21 protein-coding genes are annotated in these 21,681 nt (G+C 61.0%); 13 read left to right on the top strand and 8 right to left on the bottom strand.

Annotated features, from left to right (window positions below):
• Nucleotides 1-5 precede the first annotated feature (5 nt).
• Nucleotides 6-2,300, bottom strand: coding sequence for a hypothetical protein (locus BV106_RS14170; protein WP_038165666.1), 2,295 nt, complete (start codon nucleotides 2,298-2,300; stop codon nucleotides 6-8).
• A 7-nt stretch (nucleotides 2,301-2,307) separates the two neighbouring features.
• A complete protein-coding gene (locus BV106_RS14165) occupies nucleotides 2,308-2,586 on the bottom strand; it encodes a PLDc N-terminal domain-containing protein (RefSeq protein ID WP_038165664.1) in 279 nt (92 codons plus the stop codon).
• 239 nt (nucleotides 2,587-2,825) lie between these two features.
• Here BV106_RS14165 and BV106_RS38495 point away from each other — a divergent pair, with 239 nt between their 5' ends.
• The 4 genes from BV106_RS38495 (at nucleotide 2,826) to BV106_RS14145 (ending at nucleotide 5,846) form a co-directional block, all read left to right on the top strand.
• The gene (locus BV106_RS38495) at nucleotides 2,826-2,984 is read left to right on the top strand and encodes a hypothetical protein (RefSeq protein WP_265595679.1); all 159 of its coding nucleotides are present in this window, start codon (nucleotides 2,826-2,828) and stop codon (nucleotides 2,982-2,984) included.
• 77 nt (nucleotides 2,985-3,061) lie between these two features.
• Entirely contained in the window at nucleotides 3,062-3,334 is a 273-nt protein-coding gene (locus BV106_RS14155; protein ID WP_038165659.1) for a prepilin-type N-terminal cleavage/methylation domain-containing protein, read from the top strand.
• Nucleotides 3,335-3,367: 33 nt separating this feature from the next.
• On the top strand, nucleotides 3,368-4,510 hold the full coding sequence (locus tag BV106_RS14150; RefSeq protein WP_038165657.1) for an endonuclease/exonuclease/phosphatase family protein: 1,143 nt from the start codon (nucleotides 3,368-3,370) through the stop codon (nucleotides 4,508-4,510).
• 28 nt (nucleotides 4,511-4,538) lie between these two features.
• Nucleotides 4,539-5,846: a glycosyltransferase family 4 protein gene (locus BV106_RS14145; protein ID WP_038165654.1), complete on the top strand. Its 1,308-nt coding sequence runs from the start codon at nucleotides 4,539-4,541 to the stop codon at nucleotides 5,844-5,846.
• A gap of 56 nt (nucleotides 5,847-5,902) precedes the next feature.
• Here BV106_RS14145 and BV106_RS14140 read toward each other — a convergent pair whose 3' ends face one another.
• The 6 genes from BV106_RS14140 to BV106_RS35565 form a co-directional block, all read right to left on the bottom strand.
• A complete protein-coding gene (locus BV106_RS14140; RefSeq protein WP_038165652.1) occupies nucleotides 5,903-7,396 on the bottom strand; it encodes an O-antigen ligase family protein in 1,494 nt (497 codons plus the stop codon).
• 23 nt (nucleotides 7,397-7,419) lie between these two features.
• A complete protein-coding gene (locus tag BV106_RS14135; RefSeq protein ID WP_265595678.1) occupies nucleotides 7,420-8,232 on the bottom strand; it encodes a class I SAM-dependent methyltransferase in 813 nt (270 codons plus the stop codon).
• Nucleotides 8,233-8,264: 32 nt separating this feature from the next.
• Nucleotides 8,265-9,728, bottom strand: coding sequence for a sugar transferase (locus BV106_RS35575; protein ID WP_051945799.1), 1,464 nt, complete (start codon nucleotides 9,726-9,728; stop codon nucleotides 8,265-8,267).
• Between the two features lie 110 nt (nucleotides 9,729-9,838).
• Entirely contained in the window at nucleotides 9,839-10,966 is a 1,128-nt protein-coding gene (locus tag BV106_RS14125) for a glycosyltransferase (protein ID WP_038165650.1), read from the bottom strand.
• Complete coding sequence (locus tag BV106_RS35570; protein WP_081891722.1) at nucleotides 10,959-11,780, bottom strand: class I SAM-dependent methyltransferase; 822 nt, start codon at nucleotides 11,778-11,780, stop codon at nucleotides 10,959-10,961. The genes BV106_RS14125 and BV106_RS35570 overlap by 8 nt, the downstream gene beginning before the upstream one ends.
• Nucleotides 11,777-12,811, bottom strand: a complete 1,035-nt coding sequence (locus BV106_RS35565; protein WP_081891721.1) for a glycosyltransferase family 2 protein — start codon at nucleotides 12,809-12,811, stop codon at nucleotides 11,777-11,779. Before BV106_RS35565 ends, BV106_RS35570 begins: the two co-directional genes overlap by 4 nt.
• 172 nt (nucleotides 12,812-12,983) lie before the next feature.
• Here BV106_RS35565 and BV106_RS14110 point away from each other — a divergent pair, with 172 nt between their 5' ends.
• From BV106_RS14110 to BV106_RS14070, 9 genes are all read left to right on the top strand, one after another.
• On the top strand, nucleotides 12,984-13,712 hold the full coding sequence (locus BV106_RS14110; RefSeq protein ID WP_038165647.1) for a glycosyltransferase family 2 protein: 729 nt from the start codon (nucleotides 12,984-12,986) through the stop codon (nucleotides 13,710-13,712).
• A gap of 73 nt (nucleotides 13,713-13,785) precedes the next feature.
• A complete protein-coding gene (locus BV106_RS35560; protein ID WP_051945794.1) occupies nucleotides 13,786-14,319 on the top strand; it encodes a hypothetical protein in 534 nt (177 codons plus the stop codon).
• Between the two features lie 111 nt (nucleotides 14,320-14,430).
• Nucleotides 14,431-15,432 carry a glycosyltransferase family 2 protein gene (locus BV106_RS35555; protein WP_265595677.1) on the top strand — a complete coding sequence of 334 codons (1,002 nt, stop codon included), beginning with the start codon at nucleotides 14,431-14,433 and terminating at the stop codon, nucleotides 15,430-15,432.
• A gap of 28 nt (nucleotides 15,433-15,460) precedes the next feature.
• A complete protein-coding gene (locus BV106_RS14095) occupies nucleotides 15,461-16,372 on the top strand; it encodes an ABC transporter permease (RefSeq protein WP_081891720.1) in 912 nt (303 codons plus the stop codon).
• 14 nt (nucleotides 16,373-16,386) lie between these two features.
• Nucleotides 16,387-17,667 carry an ABC transporter ATP-binding protein gene (locus BV106_RS14090; protein ID WP_038165644.1) on the top strand — a complete coding sequence of 427 codons (1,281 nt, stop codon included), beginning with the start codon at nucleotides 16,387-16,389 and terminating at the stop codon, nucleotides 17,665-17,667.
• Between the two features lie 39 nt (nucleotides 17,668-17,706).
• Nucleotides 17,707-18,522: an FkbM family methyltransferase gene (locus BV106_RS14085; RefSeq protein WP_038165642.1), complete on the top strand. Its 816-nt coding sequence runs from the start codon at nucleotides 17,707-17,709 to the stop codon at nucleotides 18,520-18,522.
• A 51-nt stretch (nucleotides 18,523-18,573) separates the two neighbouring features.
• Nucleotides 18,574-19,659, top strand: coding sequence for a glycosyltransferase (locus tag BV106_RS14080; RefSeq protein ID WP_265595676.1), 1,086 nt, complete (start codon nucleotides 18,574-18,576; stop codon nucleotides 19,657-19,659).
• A gap of 23 nt (nucleotides 19,660-19,682) precedes the next feature.
• The gene (locus BV106_RS35550; protein ID WP_051945790.1) at nucleotides 19,683-20,717 is read left to right on the top strand and encodes a glycosyltransferase; all 1,035 of its coding nucleotides are present in this window, start codon (nucleotides 19,683-19,685) and stop codon (nucleotides 20,715-20,717) included.
• A 41-nt stretch (nucleotides 20,718-20,758) separates the two neighbouring features.
• Nucleotides 20,759-21,676 carry a glycosyltransferase family 9 protein gene (locus tag BV106_RS14070; protein WP_038165637.1) on the top strand — a complete coding sequence of 306 codons (918 nt, stop codon included), beginning with the start codon at nucleotides 20,759-20,761 and terminating at the stop codon, nucleotides 21,674-21,676.
• The last annotated feature ends 5 nt before the right edge of the window (nucleotides 21,677-21,681 follow it).

Raw genomic sequence — 21,681 nt, 5'->3', positions numbered from 1 at the left:
TCGGATCAGTACACGTAGTTAACACCCATGATTAACAAATGTTCTTTCACATTGCTGCCCTTCGCACCCCGCTGATCCAGATACTGGTAGGTGACGTTAGCGTTCAAGCGAGCCAGAAGAGGACGCTGGATCGTAGCATAGTAGATCCAGATTTCCTCGTCGGTGGTGCCTTCCTCGGCGGCTTCATTGTTCTGATAAGTGATACCAGCAGTGATTCCGGTGTCGTCACCCAAGCTGTAGCCGACGTTCGCGCCGAGGGTCCAACCCTGGAATTCTGCACCATCGCCAAGGCGGCGGGAGTCCTGATACTGACCGTAGGCCCCGAGGCGGAGACGCTCGTTGACCGAGTGGTTGATCGTGTAACGGACGTACTGGCCAAGGTACTCGTCAAGCTGCTCGGAGAGGGTGTACACCTGGCCGCCGGAGAGGGAGTGGCGGGTGTACTGCGTCAGGTCGTGACTCACCCCAACGTCCCAGGTGAAGGAACCATCTTCCGAGGCATCTTCACCGTTCTGCCAGAAGTAGCCCACCTGACCATACAGGGAGAGATACTCCGTCACGCGTCCGGTGACGCGGGCGAACACCTGATGGGACATGGTGTCGAAATGGTCAGGAGTAGATCCTTGGTAGCCAAAGCTCGGGGCGAACATCCAGTCATCCCCCATGTAGCTGTAGAACAGGTTGAACTGATCCATGTCGGTGTGATCATCAAAGTCCGACTGAGCCCAGTAGTCAGAATGGATCACGTTACCGAGAAGCCACCATTCGTTCTGGAACGGGCGCTGGAATTCGAAGCCGATGTCGTTGCGGTATCCCCCAAAGCGTGGATCCCAGAACGATTCGTTGCGCGAACTGCTATCGAGAATCTCCGAACCGAAGCGGTAGCGACCCACCGCATCCACTTCCCCGACTTCCCAACCTTCATAGAAGTCGGCAAGCGAGTTGGACACCCCGAAGTAGTCATACAGACGGAACATCCAGGGACCGTTCTCCCACTCCACATTGAGCCGGGCGTTCGTGCCGAGAGCCCAGCCAGAACCAATCCCCGTGGAGAACCCCACCTCCCCTTCCCCAGGCAGGAAGTAGAAGAACATCGAGGACGTGATGTAAATGTTGTCCGTGATCCGCAGGGCGGCACGAATCGGAATGCCGATGATGCTGATCCAGCCGTCATCTTCCACGCCGTCCGGCAAGGGAGCATCTCCTGAGTAGTCCGTGTACAGCATGGAGGCCGACACACCCAAGAAATCCAGGTACAACGGGCCCAGCTTCAGCATGACCCGGTCTTCTGCAATGTCTTCGGAGAAGATCCCAAACCCGTAGTCCAAATCAACGGTCAGGAAGTCCGGATCAGGCGAATGATACAACGCGTTATTGGAGGGCATCACCGTTCGAAGCCCGCGCTCCAAACGATCATAGAATGCTCCATTGCGCTGATAGTAGTTGTCTGGAGCCGACCGTACCGGCCAGAGACCCGAGTAGGCCCAATACCCCCTGTCCCCCTTGGCACGGGGATAGTCAGCATTCCCACCCGCGAGAATGGGAGACTCGGCCTGGGTCGGGAAATAACCACCCTGAGAGGGGGCGGCAGAATTTTGAGGGATCGGCCGCATCGGGCTGTCCAAACGGGACTGGCTCAACGCTTGAGGCACCTCATAACGCTGGCCGATCACGCGGCCTGCACCGGTCGACCGCCGACCCATTGGGCGAGCCTGAACCGCCGGAGCGGTTTCATAATAGGAATCCGACTGCGTCGTGACCATGGTCTCACGGGCAGTGTTGACTTCAGCAGGCGCTTCTTCGACCTGCCTGGCCTGATACGGAGCGGGCTCCTTGGTGGCACTCTGTACCGACATCGCGGGTGCCACCTGGGGATCCAGAGGCACTACTGAAGTCGGAGAGATCGCGGGAACCACTGTCGGGGCCGGAGCCGGAGCCGGTTCTGGCGTGAACGACGGTGGCGTCAATTCAGGAACCACTGGAGCTGGGGCCGGGGCGGGTGCCGGAGCCGGGACAGGCGTGACCGGAACCGCGGGTGAGGGAGCCGGGACGGGCGCTGCTGGCTTCGCAGAGGGAGGCAGCGGCTGAATGGTCTCGAACTCAGGTGGCCGGAGGTTCGGCGGGGCATCGCCCAGCGGAGCCGCCCCTTCAGCAGCTTGAAAGGCTGGAGGAAGGAGCAGGTTCACTGCCACCGTGTTCCCACCTTGCTGAGCGCTCAATGGCGCAGCAACAAAAGCAGCGGAGGACAGCAGGATGGCCAGCTGAGTGCGGGAGAAATAGGGCGGGCGAGTGGGGGCCATAGCGCAGTCAGTCCTGAAGCTTTCTCCTGAAAAAGCCAAATCGTTCAAAGGCCGAGTAGTCGGCCGCAAATAAGCAATAGAACAAATAAATGTAAAGGCCCACTAATGGAAGAAACAAAACTATTGCAGACCAGAATAGCTTGGAAGTGTTGCTCGTTACCCGTCCCCAAATGCTGGCCAGGCTGGTAACGACCAGCCCCAACCATGCAAACACGATTGCCCAATAGATGGGGTCAATCAGGTTTTGCACCTTGAGCTGAAGAAGATTTACGGCGGCTTCTCGCATACTGGGATTTAGATAAAAAACGACAACTCATTGATAAAAAGCAGATTTCGACGACTGACAAGCCCAAGTTTTGCCAACTAAACGTCAATTCCGGGCAAGTGACCCTGGATGGCCAAAAAAGCAGCTTCCAAGCCACCTGCGTTCCCCACTTGCGTAACCAAATCGCATTTTCTCATTTTCTCTTCTTGGTTTTTGCCAAGCCAGCGGTAATGAGGCGCTGTTCAAATCCGCCCGACGCCATGAGCAACTTTACCAAGCCACGGATTGTCCTCTTTCTTCTGATCGCCTGCATGTTGAGCGGGTGCGTCGGCCGACCGGGATACAAGTACCCCTACTTCGGCGGCGGAACCAATGCCAGCGTGCCGCCCCGCGGATCTGGCGTGAGCCGCGGCCTCTAGTTTTCCATCTGCCCGCAGGTCCCCATTCCCGCCCCTTCACGGCGATGGGACACCCGCCTTTGATCGCTCTTGCCTCTATGCGTCGCCTCTCCGTCTCCTCATCGGCCAGCCTCCCTGTCTCCTCCTGGCGGCATCAGAACGGTTTTACCCTGCTCGAAACCCTGGTTGCCCTCGCTGTCTTGATCACGCTGACCATGGTGGTTGCTTCCATCTTCAAACATCATACGGGAGCGCCAGCGAGTTCGCCCCAGGAGCAGGTGGAAACTACGCCCCGCCCAAGAAATCTGACCCCGTCTGAGTCGCCCCCGTTGCTGGATCCGGCAGACAGCCGTGCGCCCTCCAGCCGATAGGCATTTGACACGGCTCTTCAAGTTCGGCGCCCGATGTCCGGCTCAGCCAACTCCTCCGGCGACACCCCTCCGGTCACTCCCATGCAGGGGTGCCGTTGGCTCCTCAGCCTCATCCGGAGTGCCATCCGTTTTTTCTCATGGTTGAGTCTGGCCTGGCTGCTTCTGGCAGCTCTCGCCGTCCATTGGGTGGGGCAGCACAACCCCACACCGGCTTTCTTGCTGTTCCTTCCCTCCTGGCTCTGGTCCATCCCGGGGCTGATCATGATTGCGCCAGCGCTGCTTTTTGACACCCTTCGCACAGGGTTGCCCCTGCTTCTGGCCCTCCTATGTTTTCTCGGACCGGCTCTGGGCTATGAGCTGAACTTTGGCTCCTCCGCCGCTCAAGGCTCACGCACCCTGAAGGTGATGACCTATAACCGGGGGCAGAGCCAGGGCACCAGCCTCCAGCCGTTCAAAAACCAAAACCAACCCGACCTGCTCGCTCTGCAGGATTCCGGCGGCCGGGCTCAATCCTACCTGGAAGCGGACGGGTACAAAGAGTTCTCCCACGGTTCCAGTTCAGGCGAGTTCCTCCTCCTCAGCAAGTTTCCCATCCTCAACACCCAGCCGATCGTCTTCAATCACCCAGCCAACAAGGAGGGTAAAGTGGAGCGCACCGAGCTCGGCGCCCGGTTTGAACTCGATTGGGTGGGCACCCGCATTGCGGTGTACAACATGCACTTCCCCACTCACCGGGGCATGTTGCTGTCGGAACGCAATGGTGGATTCCTTTCAGGGGTGCTTGGCATCCCCGGCACGCCCTTCGCCCAGAAGCGTCACAATCGTGAAGCTTACTGGGAGATCACGCTGCAGCAGATCCGCCAGGTTTCCGACCAGATTGGCCGGGAGACGATCCCCGTCATCCTGGTGGGAGACTTGAACAACCCTCCGTTCGGCCCCTTCCATCGCACGCTCTGCCAGCATCTGGTGGATGGCCACAGTGAGGCTGGCCACGGCTACGGCTACACCTTCCCCGGACAAACCAACAACCCGCTGGCTCTGTTCCGGCCCTGGCTGCGCATCGACTACGCGCTACACTCGAAGGGGCACTGGGAAACACTTCGTCATGAGGCCGAACCGAGCCGCACCTCGCAACACCGCGCGCTCTTCGCCGAATTCAGCAAAGTCAGCCGGTGATCGCGCCCCTGACAGATCATCCCCACCGATGGGCTCCATCCAGAAGACCTTTCCCGCTCCGCCAAACACTTCCGGCCGCTCGCGCCCGAAACTGCTGTGGATCAACTGCCGCCTGCTGCATCCTTTGATCGGCGGTGACCGCCTCCGCACATATCACATGCTGCGACTCCTGAAGCAGGACTTTGAAATCACCTACCTCTGCCCTACCACACCGGATGACTCGCCGGATGCCGCTGGAAAGGCGGGAGAATACTGCGACCACCTGATTGCCGTTCCTCATCGATTCTCCCGCCGGGGCAGCCTGGAGTTTGTCTGGGGCGCGCTCAAGAACAGTCTCTGGGGCGAGTTGCCCTACATGGCTCAACGCTACGTTTCCCCCGGCATCTCCTCGTGGATCACGCAGAACGCGGGAGGGCACTCGTTTGACCTCATCGTTTCAGACTATCTGGTTTCCTGGGTACATCTGAAGCATCTGCAAACGCCTCCTCACACACCAGTGGTCGCGTTTCAGCATAATGTGGAATCCTTGATCTGGCGTCGCCATGCGGCTGCAGCCAAGAACCCTCTCAAACGCTGGATCTTCCAGCGGGAGACCCAACTCACCGAGAAGATGGAATCCGACTGCGCCGCCTCCGTGGCGGGCCAGGTCACTGTCTCCCCCGATGAAACCCAGTACTTCCAGGGAGAGCGCGGCATGCCCAACGTCTTGGGCGATGTGCCCACGGGGGTGGATGCCGAGTACTTTCAGCCATCCGCTCAACCCAATCCCCATACGGTGGCGTTCCTGGGTTCGATGGATTGGGAAGCCAACTGTCAGGCCGTTCGGACCTTTCTGCGAGAGTGCTTCCCAGCGATCCGCGCGGAGTTTCCAGACGCCAAGTTCCTGATCATCGGCAGAAACCCACCCACTGACTTAAAGGAACTCGCCTCCCAAGATTCCAGCATCGTGGTCACGGGCACGGTTCCCGATGTGCGCCCCCACCTCGCCCAGGCTTCGGTCATGATCCTGCCCCTCCAGGTGGGAGGAGGCACACGCATCAAGGTCTTTGAAGCCCTGGCAGCAGGTCTTGCGGTGGTCTCCACCTCCGTTGGGGTCGAGGGATTACCCGTGACCCATGGGGAACAGGCATTGATTGTCGATACCATGCCCGCTTTCACAGAAGCCACCTTGTCGCTGCTTCGGCAACCTGAACACGCCCGCAAACTGGGCCAAGAAGGTCGCCGCTTGGTGGAAGAGAACTTCTCATGGCAAGCCGCTTCCCAGAAGTTCAAGATGCTCTGCGAACCGCTCACGCGGCAGCAGTCTCAACCGATCGCAGCCCAGATTCAGCGCTGACAGGTAACGCCTCCCTTGTCTTCTGCAGACGCCAAGAACTTTTGTCCAAGCAGGCTCTAAAGATTCTTAAGAATGTAGTCCCAAAGATAGAAGGTCAACCAGGCGCCACCGGCCGCCAAGGACACGTCCAACAAGGTCGGCTTGAGCATCCACCTGGGCAAGGTCTTCAACACCTCCTCCGAGATCAGCCAGATCCCCGTAGCAGGGCTGGGTGCAGCAGGTTGTTCAGCGCCCATCACGGACAAGGAACCTGAGTAATCTGCCCCACCGGGCGCGTTGCCAGCCATGGCCAGCATGGGCATCGGCTGCGGAGGCCATGCCACCACAGGAGGAGCAATGAGCTCAGGCACAGGTTTGCCCGCCGCCTTGAGGTCGGCCATGCTTTCCGTCGCCCGGTCAAAGAGCATGATCCGGTGAAACGCCGATATCCCGGCAAAGAACAGGAACAACTCCGTATGGTACGCACGGTCAATCATCCAGTTCGAGATGGCGAACCCGATCAGCAAGGCGAAGAGACATCGTCGACACGCCTCCTCCATCTCGTTCTTGGTCTTGCACAAAAGGAGCGCACGAAGCCCCAGACAGAAGAGGCCAATGTAGAGAGCAAGTCCCATGGGACCCAGTTCCGCCCCCACCTGCACGTAGCCACTGTGAGTGGCCTTGTTGAGCCACATCTTCTGCCATTGGATGGTGGCGCGGAACGTCTTCCACCCCTGACCAGTAAAGCTGTTGCGACTGGCGGTTCGGGCCTGCTCCCAAGCCAGCAAGCGCCCCTGCACCCCTTCATCCGCACGAAGGTTCCCCATGTCACTCATACGCGGCATGACGCTGATCGCAGCGCCGCCCCCGGCCAGGGCAGCCGTGATGGCCAGCACCTGCACGATCTTGGACTTCCCAAACATCCAGGCCAGCACAAGCGTGGCAAAGCCCGCCACGACCGCCCCTTTTGACTCGGTCAAGTACACGCACTCATACGCGATGATCCAAAGGGTGATCGCCACCGCCCTTTTCGTTATGCCTTGCTTCCAGAAAAACAGGAAGTAGGCGAGCGGGATGATGACCACCACGGAGTGCGCCAGCGAGTTGGGGTTGTTGTGCATCCACGTCCCCAGGGCCAGACGACCCTTGTTCGAGGCCGTGTAGGCCTGGGCACCGGTAGGATCGATCCCCACTTTGCTGAGCAGACCAAACATGGCCAGTACAGTGAGAGCGATCAACCAGTACACCAGGTACTTGCGCAGACGCTCGACCGAGCGCAGCGCCTGCACCGTGACGAAGTAGAAGGCAAACAACGGCAGGGAGTCCTTGAACGCCCCGTAGGGATAAGGGTGCGTCACCCCGATATAGATGTAGAGCGCCAGCACCCACCAGTCCAGAGGGGTGAGCACCAACTGGAGCTTGCGCCCCTCATCCTTCGCCCGGGTCACCATGGCAAAGATCGCCACAGCCATGATTGGCGTCACGATGCCCACGCCGATGAGTGCTGGCACCCAGTCCTGAGGACGGATGTAGTAAACCAGCAGGACGAGGACGACGGTTACGAAATCCATGGACGAGGTTCCATGCTCATGCGCTACGCCCCACGCGTCGCGCTCACTACCACATTATTGAGGATCTTGCGGGCTGCAACCGTCCGAAGCTTGGGAGGCAGGAAGCGGAGCGTGGTCTCGATGATCAACCAGAGCCAGAGCCCCCGCTTCTCCTCGTGCTGCCCCCGCACAAACGCCCCCACCCAGTCAAAGCCAGCCTTGCGCAATTCCGCACTGAGACCGGAGTACGTCCACTCCTTGAGGTGAAATGTTTCCAACCCAGAGGTGAAGTACCGGGAAATATCGTGCGGACCGGAGAACTCGTGCGGCGTGCTGAGGACATAGGTCCCACCAGGCTTGAGGATTCTTGCCGCCTCGGCCAGATGCACCGGCACATCATCCGGGTGGACATGCTCCAGCACTTGGTAGCTGAACGCGAGATCAAAGGCGCGGTCAGGCAAGGGGATGGACAAGCCATCGTGATAGACCCATTCCACCCCGGCTTCGCTGGCGGGCTGGCGTTCGCCTTGTTCACACACTTCCACCGCCACCACGCGCCCCGCTTTGCCACGGACCGAGCGAGAAAGCTCACCGCTCCCCGCGCCAAATTCGACAAACTGGCAGGCAGGACTCAGGAAGGAACTCAACAGACGCAGCTGGCTGCGAACGGCAGCCGCAGCCGCCTCGGGGCTTTTCGCCCGATCCGTTCGCGGATGATCCGGCACGCGTTTGTAGAGCTCTGCATACAGACGGGGCACCAGAACGGGCCGCTCCTCTCGTGTGCTCGCCCTCAGCCGGTTGGCCAATTCGCGTTCAACCTCAAAATGATGACGTAGGGATTCAGGAGAACGTTCCACAGGCAGACAGTCGGCAGCAATTGACATCCATTTCAGCCCAAGGTGTTGGCCGGCGTCTCCACCCGGGAGGCCACGCCAGCAAGATCCCGCACGACTGATTCCAGTTCCGTGCGTTGATTGACGCCACCACCGATCACGATGCGGGCGGTGTCCAGCAGGATGAAGAGATCCAGCGTGATCGTCATGTGCTTCATGTAATAAAGGTCGTACTCCAGCTTTCGGCGGGCGTCATCCACCGTGGCTCCGTACGGGTAGTTGACCTGCGCCCAGCCGGTGAGCCCAGGAGCCACCAGGAGCCTCTCGCGAAAATAAGGGATCTCCAGGGCAAGCTGATCTTCAAACTCAGGTCGCTCAGGCCGCGGGCCCACAAAGCTCATCTCGCCACGAAGAATGTTCAACAACTGCGGGATTTCATCCACCCGAAACTTCCGGAGCAGCCCGCCGCCAGGGAAAGTGCGGTTGTCGTTTTTCTTCGCCCACTGCGGGCCATTGGCCTCCGCATCCATGCGCATGGTGCGCAGCTTCAGCACCTGGAAGGTCTTGCCCAGACGCCCACTGCGAGTCTGCCTGAAGAACACCGGCCCATTCGGCGAGGCCAACCGCACCCAGATCATGCCTACCAGCAAGATGGGGAAGGAAACCAGACCCACGATCAACGAGATCATGACGTCGAACAAGCGCTTCCACTTCCGCACGTACGAGCGGTGAGGCAGGGTGCTGGCGTGGAGCAGCCACTCCAGATCCACCAGAGAGAGGGGCACCAGGCGATACGCATCCTCCATGATGTCCGCCAGGGTCACCAGACGCACTCCAGAGAAGGACACGTTGCGCAGGATATTGGCCAGACGAGGATCCCGGAGCTGGGCCTTCGTGCACAGAACGCTGTCGATGCGCAGATTCGTCACCAGCTCAGGCAGATCTTCCAGAACCGAGTGGCCCGGATCCACCGAAGCACCGCCCTCGGTAAACTCCTGCCGGGTGTCCACCAGACCGGTGAGCTGGTAAAAGGGAGCGCCCACTTTCTTGAGACGCTGCCAGACCAGCATGTCCGCGTCACTGGAAACCAGCATCACCACCCGGTCACGCACCCCCAAGCTGCGACGAATGAGCAGCCCATGATGCAGCACCAGCATGAGGTAGGTGAGCGGCATCGAGATCAGCAGCACGCCGCGCCCGAGACGGGCATCCAGAATGAGCGACCCCAGCGAGAGCATGAGGATGAGCGATCCCCCATAGCAAAGCGCCAGCACCACCAGCCGGTACCGATGCCGGATGTGAATGCGGTTGGAGTACAGCCCCGCCCCGTAGATCATGCAAGGGAGCGCAAACCCCGCTGCCAACAGAGCGGGCAGGTAGTCTGTGAGACGCTCAGGCAACGGGTCATTGAACCGCAGCACCGACCCTAGGGCCACGCCGAGCATCAAGATGAGACCGTCCAGCAAGAAATGTGTCCTCACTGCAAGCCAGATGTCCTTGCTGTGAGATCGATTGGTCATGAGGAAAGAAAGGGGTAATGCTGGAACCCGCAAAAAATCAGGCGAGCGTCACCTGATGTCCGGTAAATAGGCATTCTGTCGAGCGAAAATAAAGCATCTCAGGTGAAATGTCATTTCCCTGCCCTGGAAAGAGACGAGTAAAGCGCATCATAAGCATTTACCATGGCATCGAGCGAGAAAAATTGTTCTACATGCTGCCGAGCGTTCCGGCCCCGAGCCTTGAGTTCCTGGGTCGGGGCCATGGCCGCAGTGACCAGCCCTTGGGCCAGAGCAGGAATGGTGCCGTAGTCACCCACCCACCCGTGGTCCGGCGTCCGGACAATCTCACGCACCCCGCAGACGTCGTTGGCCACCACCGGCAATCCCGTGGCCATCGCCTCCAGCACCGCATTGGGCAGCCCTTCATTGGCGGATGAGACCACCAGTACGTCCAGAGCCTGGTACCAGGGCACAGGGTCCTGCTGAAAACCCGCCCAGACGATGCGCTCGCGGAAGGGACTCTGCTCCATGCGCTGCAGCACCCGCCCTTTTTCCGGCCCGCCATCCCCCACCATCAGCAGGTGGACCTCAGGATGCTCCGCAGCCATCGCGTCAAAGGCCTCAAGGAGATCCAGGTGCCGCTTCTGGGCACCAAACCTCGCCACGATCCCCAGCCACCTCCCGGCAGGGGCGAGCTCGAGACGGCGGCGAACTTCTCCCTTTTCGGGCGCAGGCGCAAAACGGACGCAGTCCACCCCGTTCAAGATACGAGAGAGCCGCGGATGCCCCGGCCCGACGGCAATCATTTGATCCATCTGCTGCTGGGAGACGGAAAAGACCGCCGAGGCCCGAGGATAGAGGAAGCGACGCTGCCAGCGTCGTTTGGGCGAGAGTTCCGCCCCGTCCCAGATGGTGTGCTCGGAATGCACCAGATGCGGCGCGCCGCGGCGGGGGCAGGCGAGCGTGGTGTAGATCAGCCCGCCCAGGTGACGGGTATGCACGACATCATAAGCCCGCGCTCTCACCAGCTGTCGCAAGGCCGTGACCGTGCCCCAGGAAAATCCTGGTGCCTTGCTCAGCACATGCACAGGCATGCCTGCGGGCAGACGCGCTTCAAAGGGTCCGCCGCGGGTGAGGCAGCAGACCTCGAACTCAAACTTTCCCGGATCCATGCGGGAGACCATCTGAGCGAGGACATTTTCCATGCCCCCCGGCTCAAGGCTGTCCACCACCTGGAGGATCCGCAAGCGCTCAGCCATTCTGCGGCTTCTCCAGGGTTGTGATGATGTCCTCATAGAGGCCAGCAGCATGGAAGGTGGTCCCGTCCTGCCAGCCGTCGATCTGGCTCTTCACCACCAGCCCATGCTTGGCAGCCAGCTCATTCATCTTGGCGGTGGTCAGGTTGCTGCGCCATCCGCCATGCGCTCCGCCGGCCGATCCATGATGCAGAACGGTCCGCCCACCCGGCTTGAGCACCCGGGCAATCTCCCGGAGGTAGGCCTCCACATCCGTGTCATTAATGTGGACGAAGACGTCAAAGGACCAGACCAGATCCACTGACTGGTCCGAGACCCCGGGAAGTGAGTTTCCGTCCGTGAGTCCGATCTTAAACTTGGGATTTTTGCCAAACTTTTCCTGGCAAACCTCCACGCAAGTGGCGGAGATATCGAGCCCCTGGTAGGAACTGCAGTGGTTGAGCAACTCCCCGGTCCAACGCCCCGCGCCAGGCCCGATCTCCACCACCACGGCACCCGCTGGCACCGCTGGGATGAGGATGTGCTTCATGAGGCTGGCCTTCCATTCTTCATTGGGGGTCCACTCGTCACCGCCGCCATCCCAGTTCCAACTCTCCCAGATCGCCCGGTTCATCGCCCGGCTGTTCATCCCGGGGATGCCGCGCTTCTCCCGCAGGACTTGCATGCCGCCAAACGCTTTATTGGCCACCGCACTGGCGGCACCATAGACCCCAAGAAGCAGGGTCCAGGTGAGCCCATTCTCGCGCACGGCCAGTCCCGCCAGATTGAGTTTCTGGCCCAGGGTCATTCGTCGGCGATTCTGTACAAGATCTTTCATGAAGTGGTGGTGTAGTCGGCAGGACGTTTTTCCAAAGGAGCTCCCGGAGCTGCAGCGGACTGGCCCGGAGGACGCGCGGATCCCCGGACAAAGGAGAGAAGGCCGAGGGCGAGAAAGCGAAAACGGAAGCCCCGGGGATAGCTGCAAGAGGCCGCATGCCGCACCCAGAAACGTCGGCCGACCGAGCGCAAGCACTGCCGCATGGCCGCCCCGCGATCCCCCGCCGCCAGATGCATGCGGGCGGACTGATACAGGCAGATGGCCTCCGCCTCGCGCCGCAGGTCTCCAGTAAGGGCCACCGCGGGATTTGCCACCGCCTTGGCCAGCACCTGAAGGATGGAATCCGTCTGGCGGACAGCGTGGCGGGACATGTTCGTCCCATGGTCACGTTTCCGATGAAGCACGCTCTGCAACATCAGCACGGGGCCCGCCGTGGCAGCCCGGATCCACATGTCGCGATCCTCGGAAGCTTTGAGGGCCGGATCAAACCCGCCCAGAGAGAGCAGCACCTTCCGATCCGCCAGGACGATCGGCGCAAACCGGTTTCGCAACACAAAGTCATGAGCCGTGAAGGCCCCTACCTCTCCCGTTGCACGAGAGGAAGCAGGCGAGAGCCAGTCACCATTGGCGTCGATCATGCGCCCCATGGACCCCACCACCACAGGTTGGTTGGCACTGTTGACCAGGGCGCGGACCAGTTCAGCCACCGCCTGGGACTCCAGTTCGTCATCCGCATCCAGGAACAACACCCACTCGTGTCTGGCGAGCTCCATGCCGGTGTTCCGCGCCGCAGACAAGCCGGCATTCACCTTCCGGTGGGAGGTGACCTTGGAAGCGAAGGACGCAACGATCCCTGGCGTGCCATCGGTGGAACCATCATCCACTACGAGGACTTCCAGCTCACCAGCATAGGTTTGCGCCAGAGCGGAGCGGATGGCTTGCCCCACGAACCTCTCATAATTGTAAACCGGTATCACAATCGACACCCCTGGAAGAGTGGCGTTGGGAGCGGTTGGAGGGGCAGAAGTCATGGGATGTCCAGATTTTCCAACGGACGATATGCCAGAGGGTCCCGAAGTCTGCAACAAGATGGAGAATCCTTGTCGACAATGACACGCAAAATGACGAGCTTTTGCGCTACAGGTTTTGAGGTTTTTGCGTGCACTTACCTACTGAAAGTGAGAAAGATGCACGTCCTGAGCAATGCCGCTGCTTTTCTCTGTCATCCTCCCAGTCCTGCACGCCGATGGCAAGCTGGGGAAGACGCTCGACTCGATCGCCAGCCAGGACTTTGAGGATCTGGAGGTGCTGGTGATGGACGGCGGGGCCTCTCCCACCACGGAACAACTGGTGAAGGACAGTCCGTTGCACCGCGATGGACGTCTGCGCTACGTGGGGAAGCCAGATCGCGGCATCTACGACGCCATGAACCAGGCGTTGGTCCTGGCTGGGGGCCGGTACATTTATTTCATCGGTGCTGGCGATACCCTGCGCCCTCACGCTCTCGCGGCAGTGCGAGACCAACTGCCCGCCAACGAATCCAGCCTCGTCTATGGGAATGTCATGCGGGGTGCGCAGGTGTATGACGGCCCCTTCGACAGCTGGAGGCTCTGCCACCGGAACATCTGTCACCAGGCGGCCTTCTACGGCCGGGACATTTTCCAGCTGTTGGGACGGTTCAGTCTCCAGTACCCTGCCTGTGCGGACTGGGAGTTCAACATGCGCTGCTACGGCGACGTCCGGATCGCCAAACAATATATAGGGACGGTGGTGGCAGACTTCGAGCAAGGCGGCCTGAGCTCCCGGGGGGACCCCGCATTCAACCGCGACCACGGCCGCCTTATCTGTCGCCACCTGGGGCTGCTTCCCCTGTTGCGATGGGCGGTTGGAGTGACAAAGACCCGGGCTCTCACGCGGTTGCGTCACGAGTGATTCTGCAAATAACGGAGCAGTGGGGACAAATGTCAGTTGCAATTCGTTGGGAACGTTCAAAATTTTCTGAACAATGTTCTCCAACTCCTCGTCCCACCAGGGCCTTTCATGGGCGGCAGAACGACATCGTTTCATTGAAGCCGGGGGCAACACCTCCCATGCCTTCGGCTTGGGCCGGATGATCGGCAGAGCCTATGCGATGCTCTACCTCGCGACGAGTCCGATGTCGCTGGACGACATTGCCGCGACGCTCCGGGTCAGCAAGGCCAGTGCGAGCACGGTGCTCCGGCAGCTCGCTTCCTGGCAGGCCGTCCGCCAGATCTGGGTGGCCGGGGACCGCAAGGACTACTATGAGGCGGAGACAGACTTCTCCGTGATTTTGAAGGAAGGGTTGATGCCCGGGGTGCGGAAAAAACTGCAAACCGCAGGCACCCAGATCGAGAAGACCCTGCAAAGCTCCACCCAGAAGGCGCCGACGACTCCGGCGAATGAAGAGGTGGCCCCCGCCGATCAGGCGGAAATCCGGCGGCGGCTGCGCTCAGCGCAGCAGCTCCATCAACGTCTGGACAAGGTACTGGGCAGCAAACTGCTCGCCCGGTTTCTTTGATCCAGCCCTAATTCACTGCGACAGGAGCCTCCTGAGGACTGCTCTCCACCCAAACTCAAGCATGGCCGCACGTGGGTGCGACCAATGGCGGCAGCGTGACGAAATCTGATTGTGCCAGCCTCCCCTCCCACAGTCTCGATTGTCATTCCCGCCTACCGGAAAGCGGACATGCTTGCCAGAGCGCTCCAGAGCGTGGCTCGCCAGACCTACCGCGACTATGAAGTGCACGTGGTGGATGACTCCGGCAATGAAGACCTCAGGCCTCTGGTGGAGCAGTTCGCAGGTGCCACGTACACGCCTCAAAACTGCCAGGGCCCCGGGGCGGCGCGCAACCGTGGACTGGCCAGGTGCACCGGCAGTTATGTCATCTCTCTGGACCACGATGACGAATGGGATCCCGAGTTCCTGGAACGAGCCGTGGAGGCGATTGAGCACCACGGCGCGGACGCCATCTGGATGAATTTCCGGATCTCTGGCATCCGCGACCGGGCGGACTGCCTTGCGACCAGTCCATCCCGACGGAAGTTGTTTGCCCACCAGACAGAGAAGTCGTGGCTCATGACTCACGATGAAGCCTGCCTCTTCTTCCTGGGCAGGATGGCCCCACTTTCCAACAGTGCAATGCTCTTCCGCAGGGAGAAGTTGGGCCCTGGCTGGTACACGAAGGCCATGATGGCCGATGACTGGCTGCTGATGGCACGCCTGCTCATGGACCCTGAAATCAAAACCGGCATCGTGGCCGCCCCTTTCTGGACCAAGTATGAAGACGGAAGCCACCGCTCCCTCTGGTCTCAGGAAACGGGCAGGCGATGCGTGCATGATGTCACCTATGCCTGGCAGCACTACGCGCCTTCGATGACACCGGCAGACCGGCAACGGGTGCGCCTCTACTTGGGCAACCTCCACTACAAGCTTGCCTACCACTGCTTCTGGGCCGGGGACCATGCCGAAGGCCGGGACAACGTCCGACTCGGGCGTGGACTGGTCGGTATCACGGGCCAGTCGCTCCTCCTTGTCATGATCTTCGCCCTCCGCAAACTGGCAAGAGCGGCGGGGCTTCCTCCTCTTAGCACCTTGAACCGGACCCCCAAGCGAACCGGTCCGCAGCCCTGATTCCCCCGCCCCGTCTATTTCAGTCATCATGGAAAACCCGCCCTCTCCGACCCAGGCCCCTTTGGCTGCCGTCGCCCCGCTGGAAACCGGCGACGACGAGACCTGGGATCTCATCATCCGCCCCAAGTCAGGCTGGCTGGAACTGCACCTTGAGGATCTCTGGCGCTACCGCGACCTGCTCTGGATGTTCGTCCGGCGCGACTTCGTGGCGCAATACAAACAGACCATTCTGGGCCCGCTCTGGTTCCTGATTCAGCCCCTGCTCACGACGCTGACGTTCACCATCATCTTCAGTGGTGTGGCCAAGCTCTCCACAGATGGCCTGCCGCCCCTGCTCTTCTACCTCGCCGGCACCGCTCCGTGGAACTACTTCGCCACCTGCGTGACCAAGACGTCCACCACCTTTGTTACCAACGCGAACCTGTTCGGGAAAGTGTACTTCCCCCGGCTGGTCACGCCCATCTCCATTGTCATCTCCACCCTCATCCAGTTCGCCATCCAGTTCGCGCTACTATTGGGCACCTTGATCTGGTACCTGGCAAAAGGCGAACCAATCACTCCGCATTGGGCAGGCATCGCCTTGATGAGCCCGTTGCTCATTGCCATGATGGCGGCCTTGGGTCTCGGGGTGGGCATTATTGTCTCCGCCCTCACCACCAAGTATCGCGACCTTTCCTTCCTGGTGACCTTCGGCATCCAGCTCGCCATGTACGCGACGCCGGTGGTGTATCCGCTGTCTTCCGTGCCGGAGCGATACCGCTCCTGGATGGAGCTCAATCCCATGACCCCGGTCATTGAGGCCTATCGTGCCGTTTACCTGGGGGTCGGTGCCTTCGACTGGGGAGCACTCACCTACAGCGCCGGGTTTACCTTTGCCACCCTCCTGGTGGGCATCATCATCTTCAACCGGGTGGAAAAGACGTTTGTGGACACCGTTTGAGAAGCCTTTTACCCATGCCGAGCGACACTGTCATCTCCGTCCGCAACCTCTCCAAACTCTACCGCCTGGGGGAGGTCAGCACCGGCGTGCTGGCCCATGACCTGAACCGCTGGTGGCACCGATTCCGGGGCAAGGAGGATCCCTACGCCCGGCTGGGCGCCGTGAATGACCGCACCTCCAAGGCCAGCAGCGACTACGTGTGGGCTCTTCGCGACACGAGCTTCGACGTGCGTCGCGGGGAGGTGCTGGGAGTTATTGGAAAGAACGGTGCCGGAAAAAGCACGCTGCTGAAGCTGCTCTCTCGGGTCACCAGCCCCACCGGCGGGGAGATCAAGGTGCGAGGCCGGATTGCGGCTCTGCTTGAGGTCGGCACCGGCTTCCATCCGGAACTTACGGGGAGGGAGAACATCTTCCTCAACGGTGCGATCCTGGGCATGCGCAAGCCGGAGATTGTGCGCCGGCTCGATGAAATCGTCGAGTTCAGCGGATGTGAACGCTACGTGGACACCCCGGTGAAACGCTACAGCTCCGGCATGTATGTGCGCCTGGCCTTCGCCGTCGCGGCCCACCTCGATCCTGATATCCTGATCGTGGACGAGGTTCTGGCCGTGGGGGATGCGGAGTTCCAGCAGCGCTGCATTGGCAAGATGAAGGATGTGGCGGCCACCAGCGGGCGGACCGTCATCTTTGTCAGCCACAATCTCAGCGCCGTGCAGTCCCTCTGCAATTCCGTCATCCGCATGCAGGAAGGCACCCTTGTCTCCGCCACCAGGGATGTGCAGACGGAGATCAATCTTTACTTGAGCAACGCCCAACGGGGCAGCGGCGACTTCCCCAAACGCCTCTCTGCGGAGATCAACCTCAACTCGCTCCGGGTCACACCAGATCAGGTGGCCAGCCGCTCCCGTGCCGAAATCACGGTGAGCCTGGAGGCGTCCGTCGCCACGCGCATGACCGACGCGTGCCTCCTCATCTATGATGCCAAGGGAACCCGGGTTGCCATTTTGGATGGACGGGAAACCGGTCTCGCGCCCATGAGACTGGCGGAGGGCCGCACAGATCTGGTGTTTGAAATTGCCACGGCCAACCTGGTTCCCGGAACCTACAGTCTGGGATTGTACTTCCACTCCGGCCTGACCAACGTGAATCTGCGAGACCTCATGGAAATGACCGTTTTGGAGACCTCCGCCCCAGGCGTACCCACCTACCCGGCCGAACACCGCGGCTTTGTCTTGCTCGATTTCAAAACCCGCTGGCAATCGCCAGACGCTTCCCCTGCGCCCGCCTCAGTCTAAGCATCCCTTTTCCCCGACACCCTCTCTCGAGATCACGTCATGCTGTCCCTCCTCCCCAAAAGCATCAACGACCGGATCGGTCACCTCCGGTTCAACACCCGCGGCTTTTTCCCCTACTTCGGCACGCACATCTACGCCCCGAAGAACTGCCACCTGTACACCCGTCTGCGCCAGGAGGGGGTCTTTGAGCGGGACACCTGCCACTATCTCGTGAAGGCGGCCCGGGAGGGCACCTGGTTTCTGGATGTAGGAGCCAACCTGGGGCTGATGTCCGCTCCGGTGCTGGCCCAAAAACCGGGCGTGAAGGTTCTTTCCATCGAACCGTCCCCGAACTCCCACCCCTATCTCAAACAAACCCGGGACCACTCTCCCTACGCGGACCGGTGGCAGACGCTGAGCAAGGCGGTGAGCCGCACCACGGGCACCGTGGATTTCGTGCTGGCTGATGAGACGCACGCCGCCTTTGAAGGCATGCGCGACACGGGGCGGGTCTCCATGAAGCGCAAGGTGCAGGTGGAAACCGCCCCGCTTGACGCCATCTGGGAGTCGATTGGCGCCCCGCCGGTGTCCCTGATCAAAATTGACGTGGAAGGGGCCGAGACGGAGGTGCTGGAGGGGGCGAGGAAACTGCTCGCCAGCTGCCGCCCCACCGTGGTGCTGGAGTGGAACCCGCTCAATCTCCAAGCCTACGGCACTCCGCTGGGTTGGCTCCTCGATTTCGCCTCCGAAATCGGCTACTTCTGCTGTGACATGACCACCATGGCCGCCATCCACAACCTGGAGCACCTGGAGCACCTCTCCTCCCAGGGCCGGGAGAATTTTGTGTTGTATCCCAAGAACAGTCAGGCGTCCTGAGCCGCCCGGCGCGGTTTTTCTGGTCCTCCCCCTCCCTCTCACTCTTTGTTCGTGGCAACCAGCACCCCCCAGCTGCCAGCGCCCAAGTTTTCCATCTGCCTCCCCACGCTGAATGCCCGCGCATTCCTTGAGGAGCGGCTGGAGTCCATCCTGACTCAGACGCTGACCAACTGGGAACTGATTGTCTGCGACAGTCATTCCACCGACGGCACCTGGGAGTACCTTTCCCAATGGGCGCATGATCCCCGGGTGCACCTGCACCGGGTGCCCAAAGAGGGACTCTACGCCGGCTGGAATGAGTGCCTGAAACGGGCCACCGGGAAGTATGTTTACATCGCCACGGCAGACGACACCTGTATGCCAGAGCTGCTGGAGCGGCTGGCCGAGCCGATGGATGGCAACGAGAACATCGCGGTGGCCTACTGCGGGTACCGGGCCATCGATGGCCAGGGCCAGGAGCTGACCCTGCGCCGCACCACCTTCCAGAGGTTCATCGAACCGTGGATGGACGCGCGTCATGATGTGGATGGGCGGGCGTTGTTTCTCGTCACCTGTGCCTTCGATCACAATTGGGGAAGCGTGACGGGCTTTGCCTTCCGACGCGCCCTTCTGGAAAGAACCGGCCTCTTCCGTACGGATATGGGCATGAATGCCGACTGCGAGTGGGCCCTGCGGACCTTGCTGGCCAGCCCGCTGGTCGCGTTCATTCCAGGACGTCTGGCCACCTGGCGGCTCCATGAGACCCAGGCCAGCCGGGACTGGGGCATGGAAGATGCACGCCTCTGCCGCGACAGTATGAGAGATCTGCTAAACGATGCCCAAGCCGGGCTCCCGGAGGCATGGAAAACCGTCCCGGGCTGGCGGGAGCAGTTGATGCTCAAGCGCGAGTGGAGCTACGAGGAACTCTCCTCCCTCTTCCGGTTTGTCGCCCGCTCCAACCCCCGGCGGTTTCTCGCACAGTGCTGGAGAGTCGGGAAGCAGGATCCCCGGTTGTTTTTCCACCAGCTGTTCCGGCTGTTTGCCTTCCCGCCGATGCCGACCACCTCCTGGGAGGCACATGCCCAACATTTGCTGGCCACCTTCCCGTGTGACTGGCCTCCGGTCTCGATCTCCCCCGCCGACCGCCCCTTATTTTGATCTTCGCCCCATCCCGTCCTCCGATGTCCTCTAGCGCCAGTCCCCTCGTCGAAGTCCGCGTCATCACCTACAAGCGCCCGGAACTCCTGGTCAGGGCGTTGCGCTGCCTGCTTGCCCAGACCTACACCAACTGGAAGGCTGCCGTGTTTGATGACTCTGCCGGCCAGGAGGGGCGCCAGGTGGTGGAGGCGATGGCAGACCCGCGCATCGAGTACCGTCCGAATCCGGAAAACCTCGGCATGGTGGGCAACCTGAGCAAGGCCTTTGGTCCGGTTAAATATTTCCCGGAATCCCGCTATGCTTGTGTCCTGGAAGACGACAACCTCTTTGGCCCGGAGCTGATCGAGCGCAACGTCGCCAGCTTGCAGCAAGCCACCAAACTGCCCGTGCTGGTGAGAAACTACAACGTGGTGGACATTCACGAGGATGGCACCATCACTGAGACCGATCGCGAGCCCATGCGTGAGATCTGGGGTGACGCGCCTCGCGAGATCACCTTTGACGACCGCGTGATCGAAGCGTTCTTCAGCTACACCCTGGGGACCATGAGTTATTTCTGGGATCTGGACAGTAGGGTGGACCTCTCCATCAGCTACGAGCTGCACAACGGTGCCATCGCCGAAGGCTGCCGGGCCATCAGTTTCCGCGAATCCTGCTGGTATGAACCGGATCCGCACTCCGTCTTCAGCCGCTTCATCTGCAAGAAACAAACACCCCGCAAGGAGCGGAATGACGGGCTGAAGGGGAACAGGCTGGCCCGCCTGAGCCGCCTGCGCCTCACGCGCATACTGCATCAGCACGTGCGGCGGGAGATGAAACTGCCCTTTGCCCAACTGCTGAAGAAGACCCGCTCCGAAGCCGAGGCCCGGTGGCTCACCCTGCTGCTGGCAGAAATAGGCTACCTCCCCGCTCTGCTGCACCTGCGTGGCGGAAAGGCTTGGTCGGAAGTGCTCAAGGCCATCCCCCTCCGGTTCTTGTATGAGAAGGAGCATGTGCGACTCTCCACCGCTGCAGAACGGGCCAAACGCCCTGGCACCCCCATGTCCAGCGGAGTCTGACCCGTGCGCATCATGACACGCGTGCCACGAGCAAGCTCTCCATGCTGAAGTATCTGGCCAGCCCCGTGTGGAAACGGCGGGCATCACAACTGCAGCTCGCGTTTCAGCGAACCTGGCGGACAAACGTCAGCGTTCCCTGGAAGCGGCGTATGCTGGAGGTGTACGCGATCCCCAGCGGCCTGGGCGATGAGGTCATGGCGGCAGGGGTGGCCCAGGCGGCGTCCCGGGCCAATCCGGACCTGAGACTGGTCTTCCACACCCGGCATCCGGAACTGTTTGAAGGCATGGCCGGATTCTCCGACGTGAGGAGGCTAACACAGGGGTCCACACCCAAAAATGCCCTCGGGCTGACGTACGCCCCCAAGCACGATGAGCCCGTGATGGTGCAGATGGCACAGTACCTGGGGCTGCCCCTCTCAGACTTCCGCATTGATCTGCCGCGCCGGCCGGAGGCTGAAGTGCCTGCGGCATGCCGCCAGCCCGGACCGCTCATCACCATCCAGACCACGGCCAGTAACTGGACACCCAACAAACAGTGGCCCGAGTCTCACTGGCAGGCTCTCCTGGAGGGGTTGCCCGCCACCTGCACCGTACTGGAACTGGGGGCACGCAGCATCTTCACGACCCCACCCGCCCATCCTGGTTACCGGGAGTTGTTGGGGCGAACCACTCTGGCGGAGTATGCCGCCGCCATCCAGGCAAGCCATGCATTCGTAGGCCCGGTCTCGGCCGGAATGCACCTCGCCCACGGCTATGGTGTACCGTCTGCCATCATCATCGGCGGATACGAACTGCCCCATCCCTACCCGCTTTCCAGACAGTTCTACCGGGCGGAACCCTGCGCCCCGTGCTGGCTCCGGGATGCCTGCCGCTACGGCAGGAAATGTCTTCAGGAAATACACCCGGGCGAGGTGCTGGCCGCCACACTTCAGTTGCTGGAGCGTCCACCCCGGGCGTAGTCTAG

It is taken from the genome of Verrucomicrobium sp. BvORR106 (genome assembly GCF_000739655.1).
GTDB lineage: Bacteria > Verrucomicrobiota > Verrucomicrobiia > Verrucomicrobiales > Verrucomicrobiaceae > Verrucomicrobium.
Note: the sequence above shows the minus strand (reverse complement) of the source record. Positions and strands in the feature narration are given on the sequence as shown.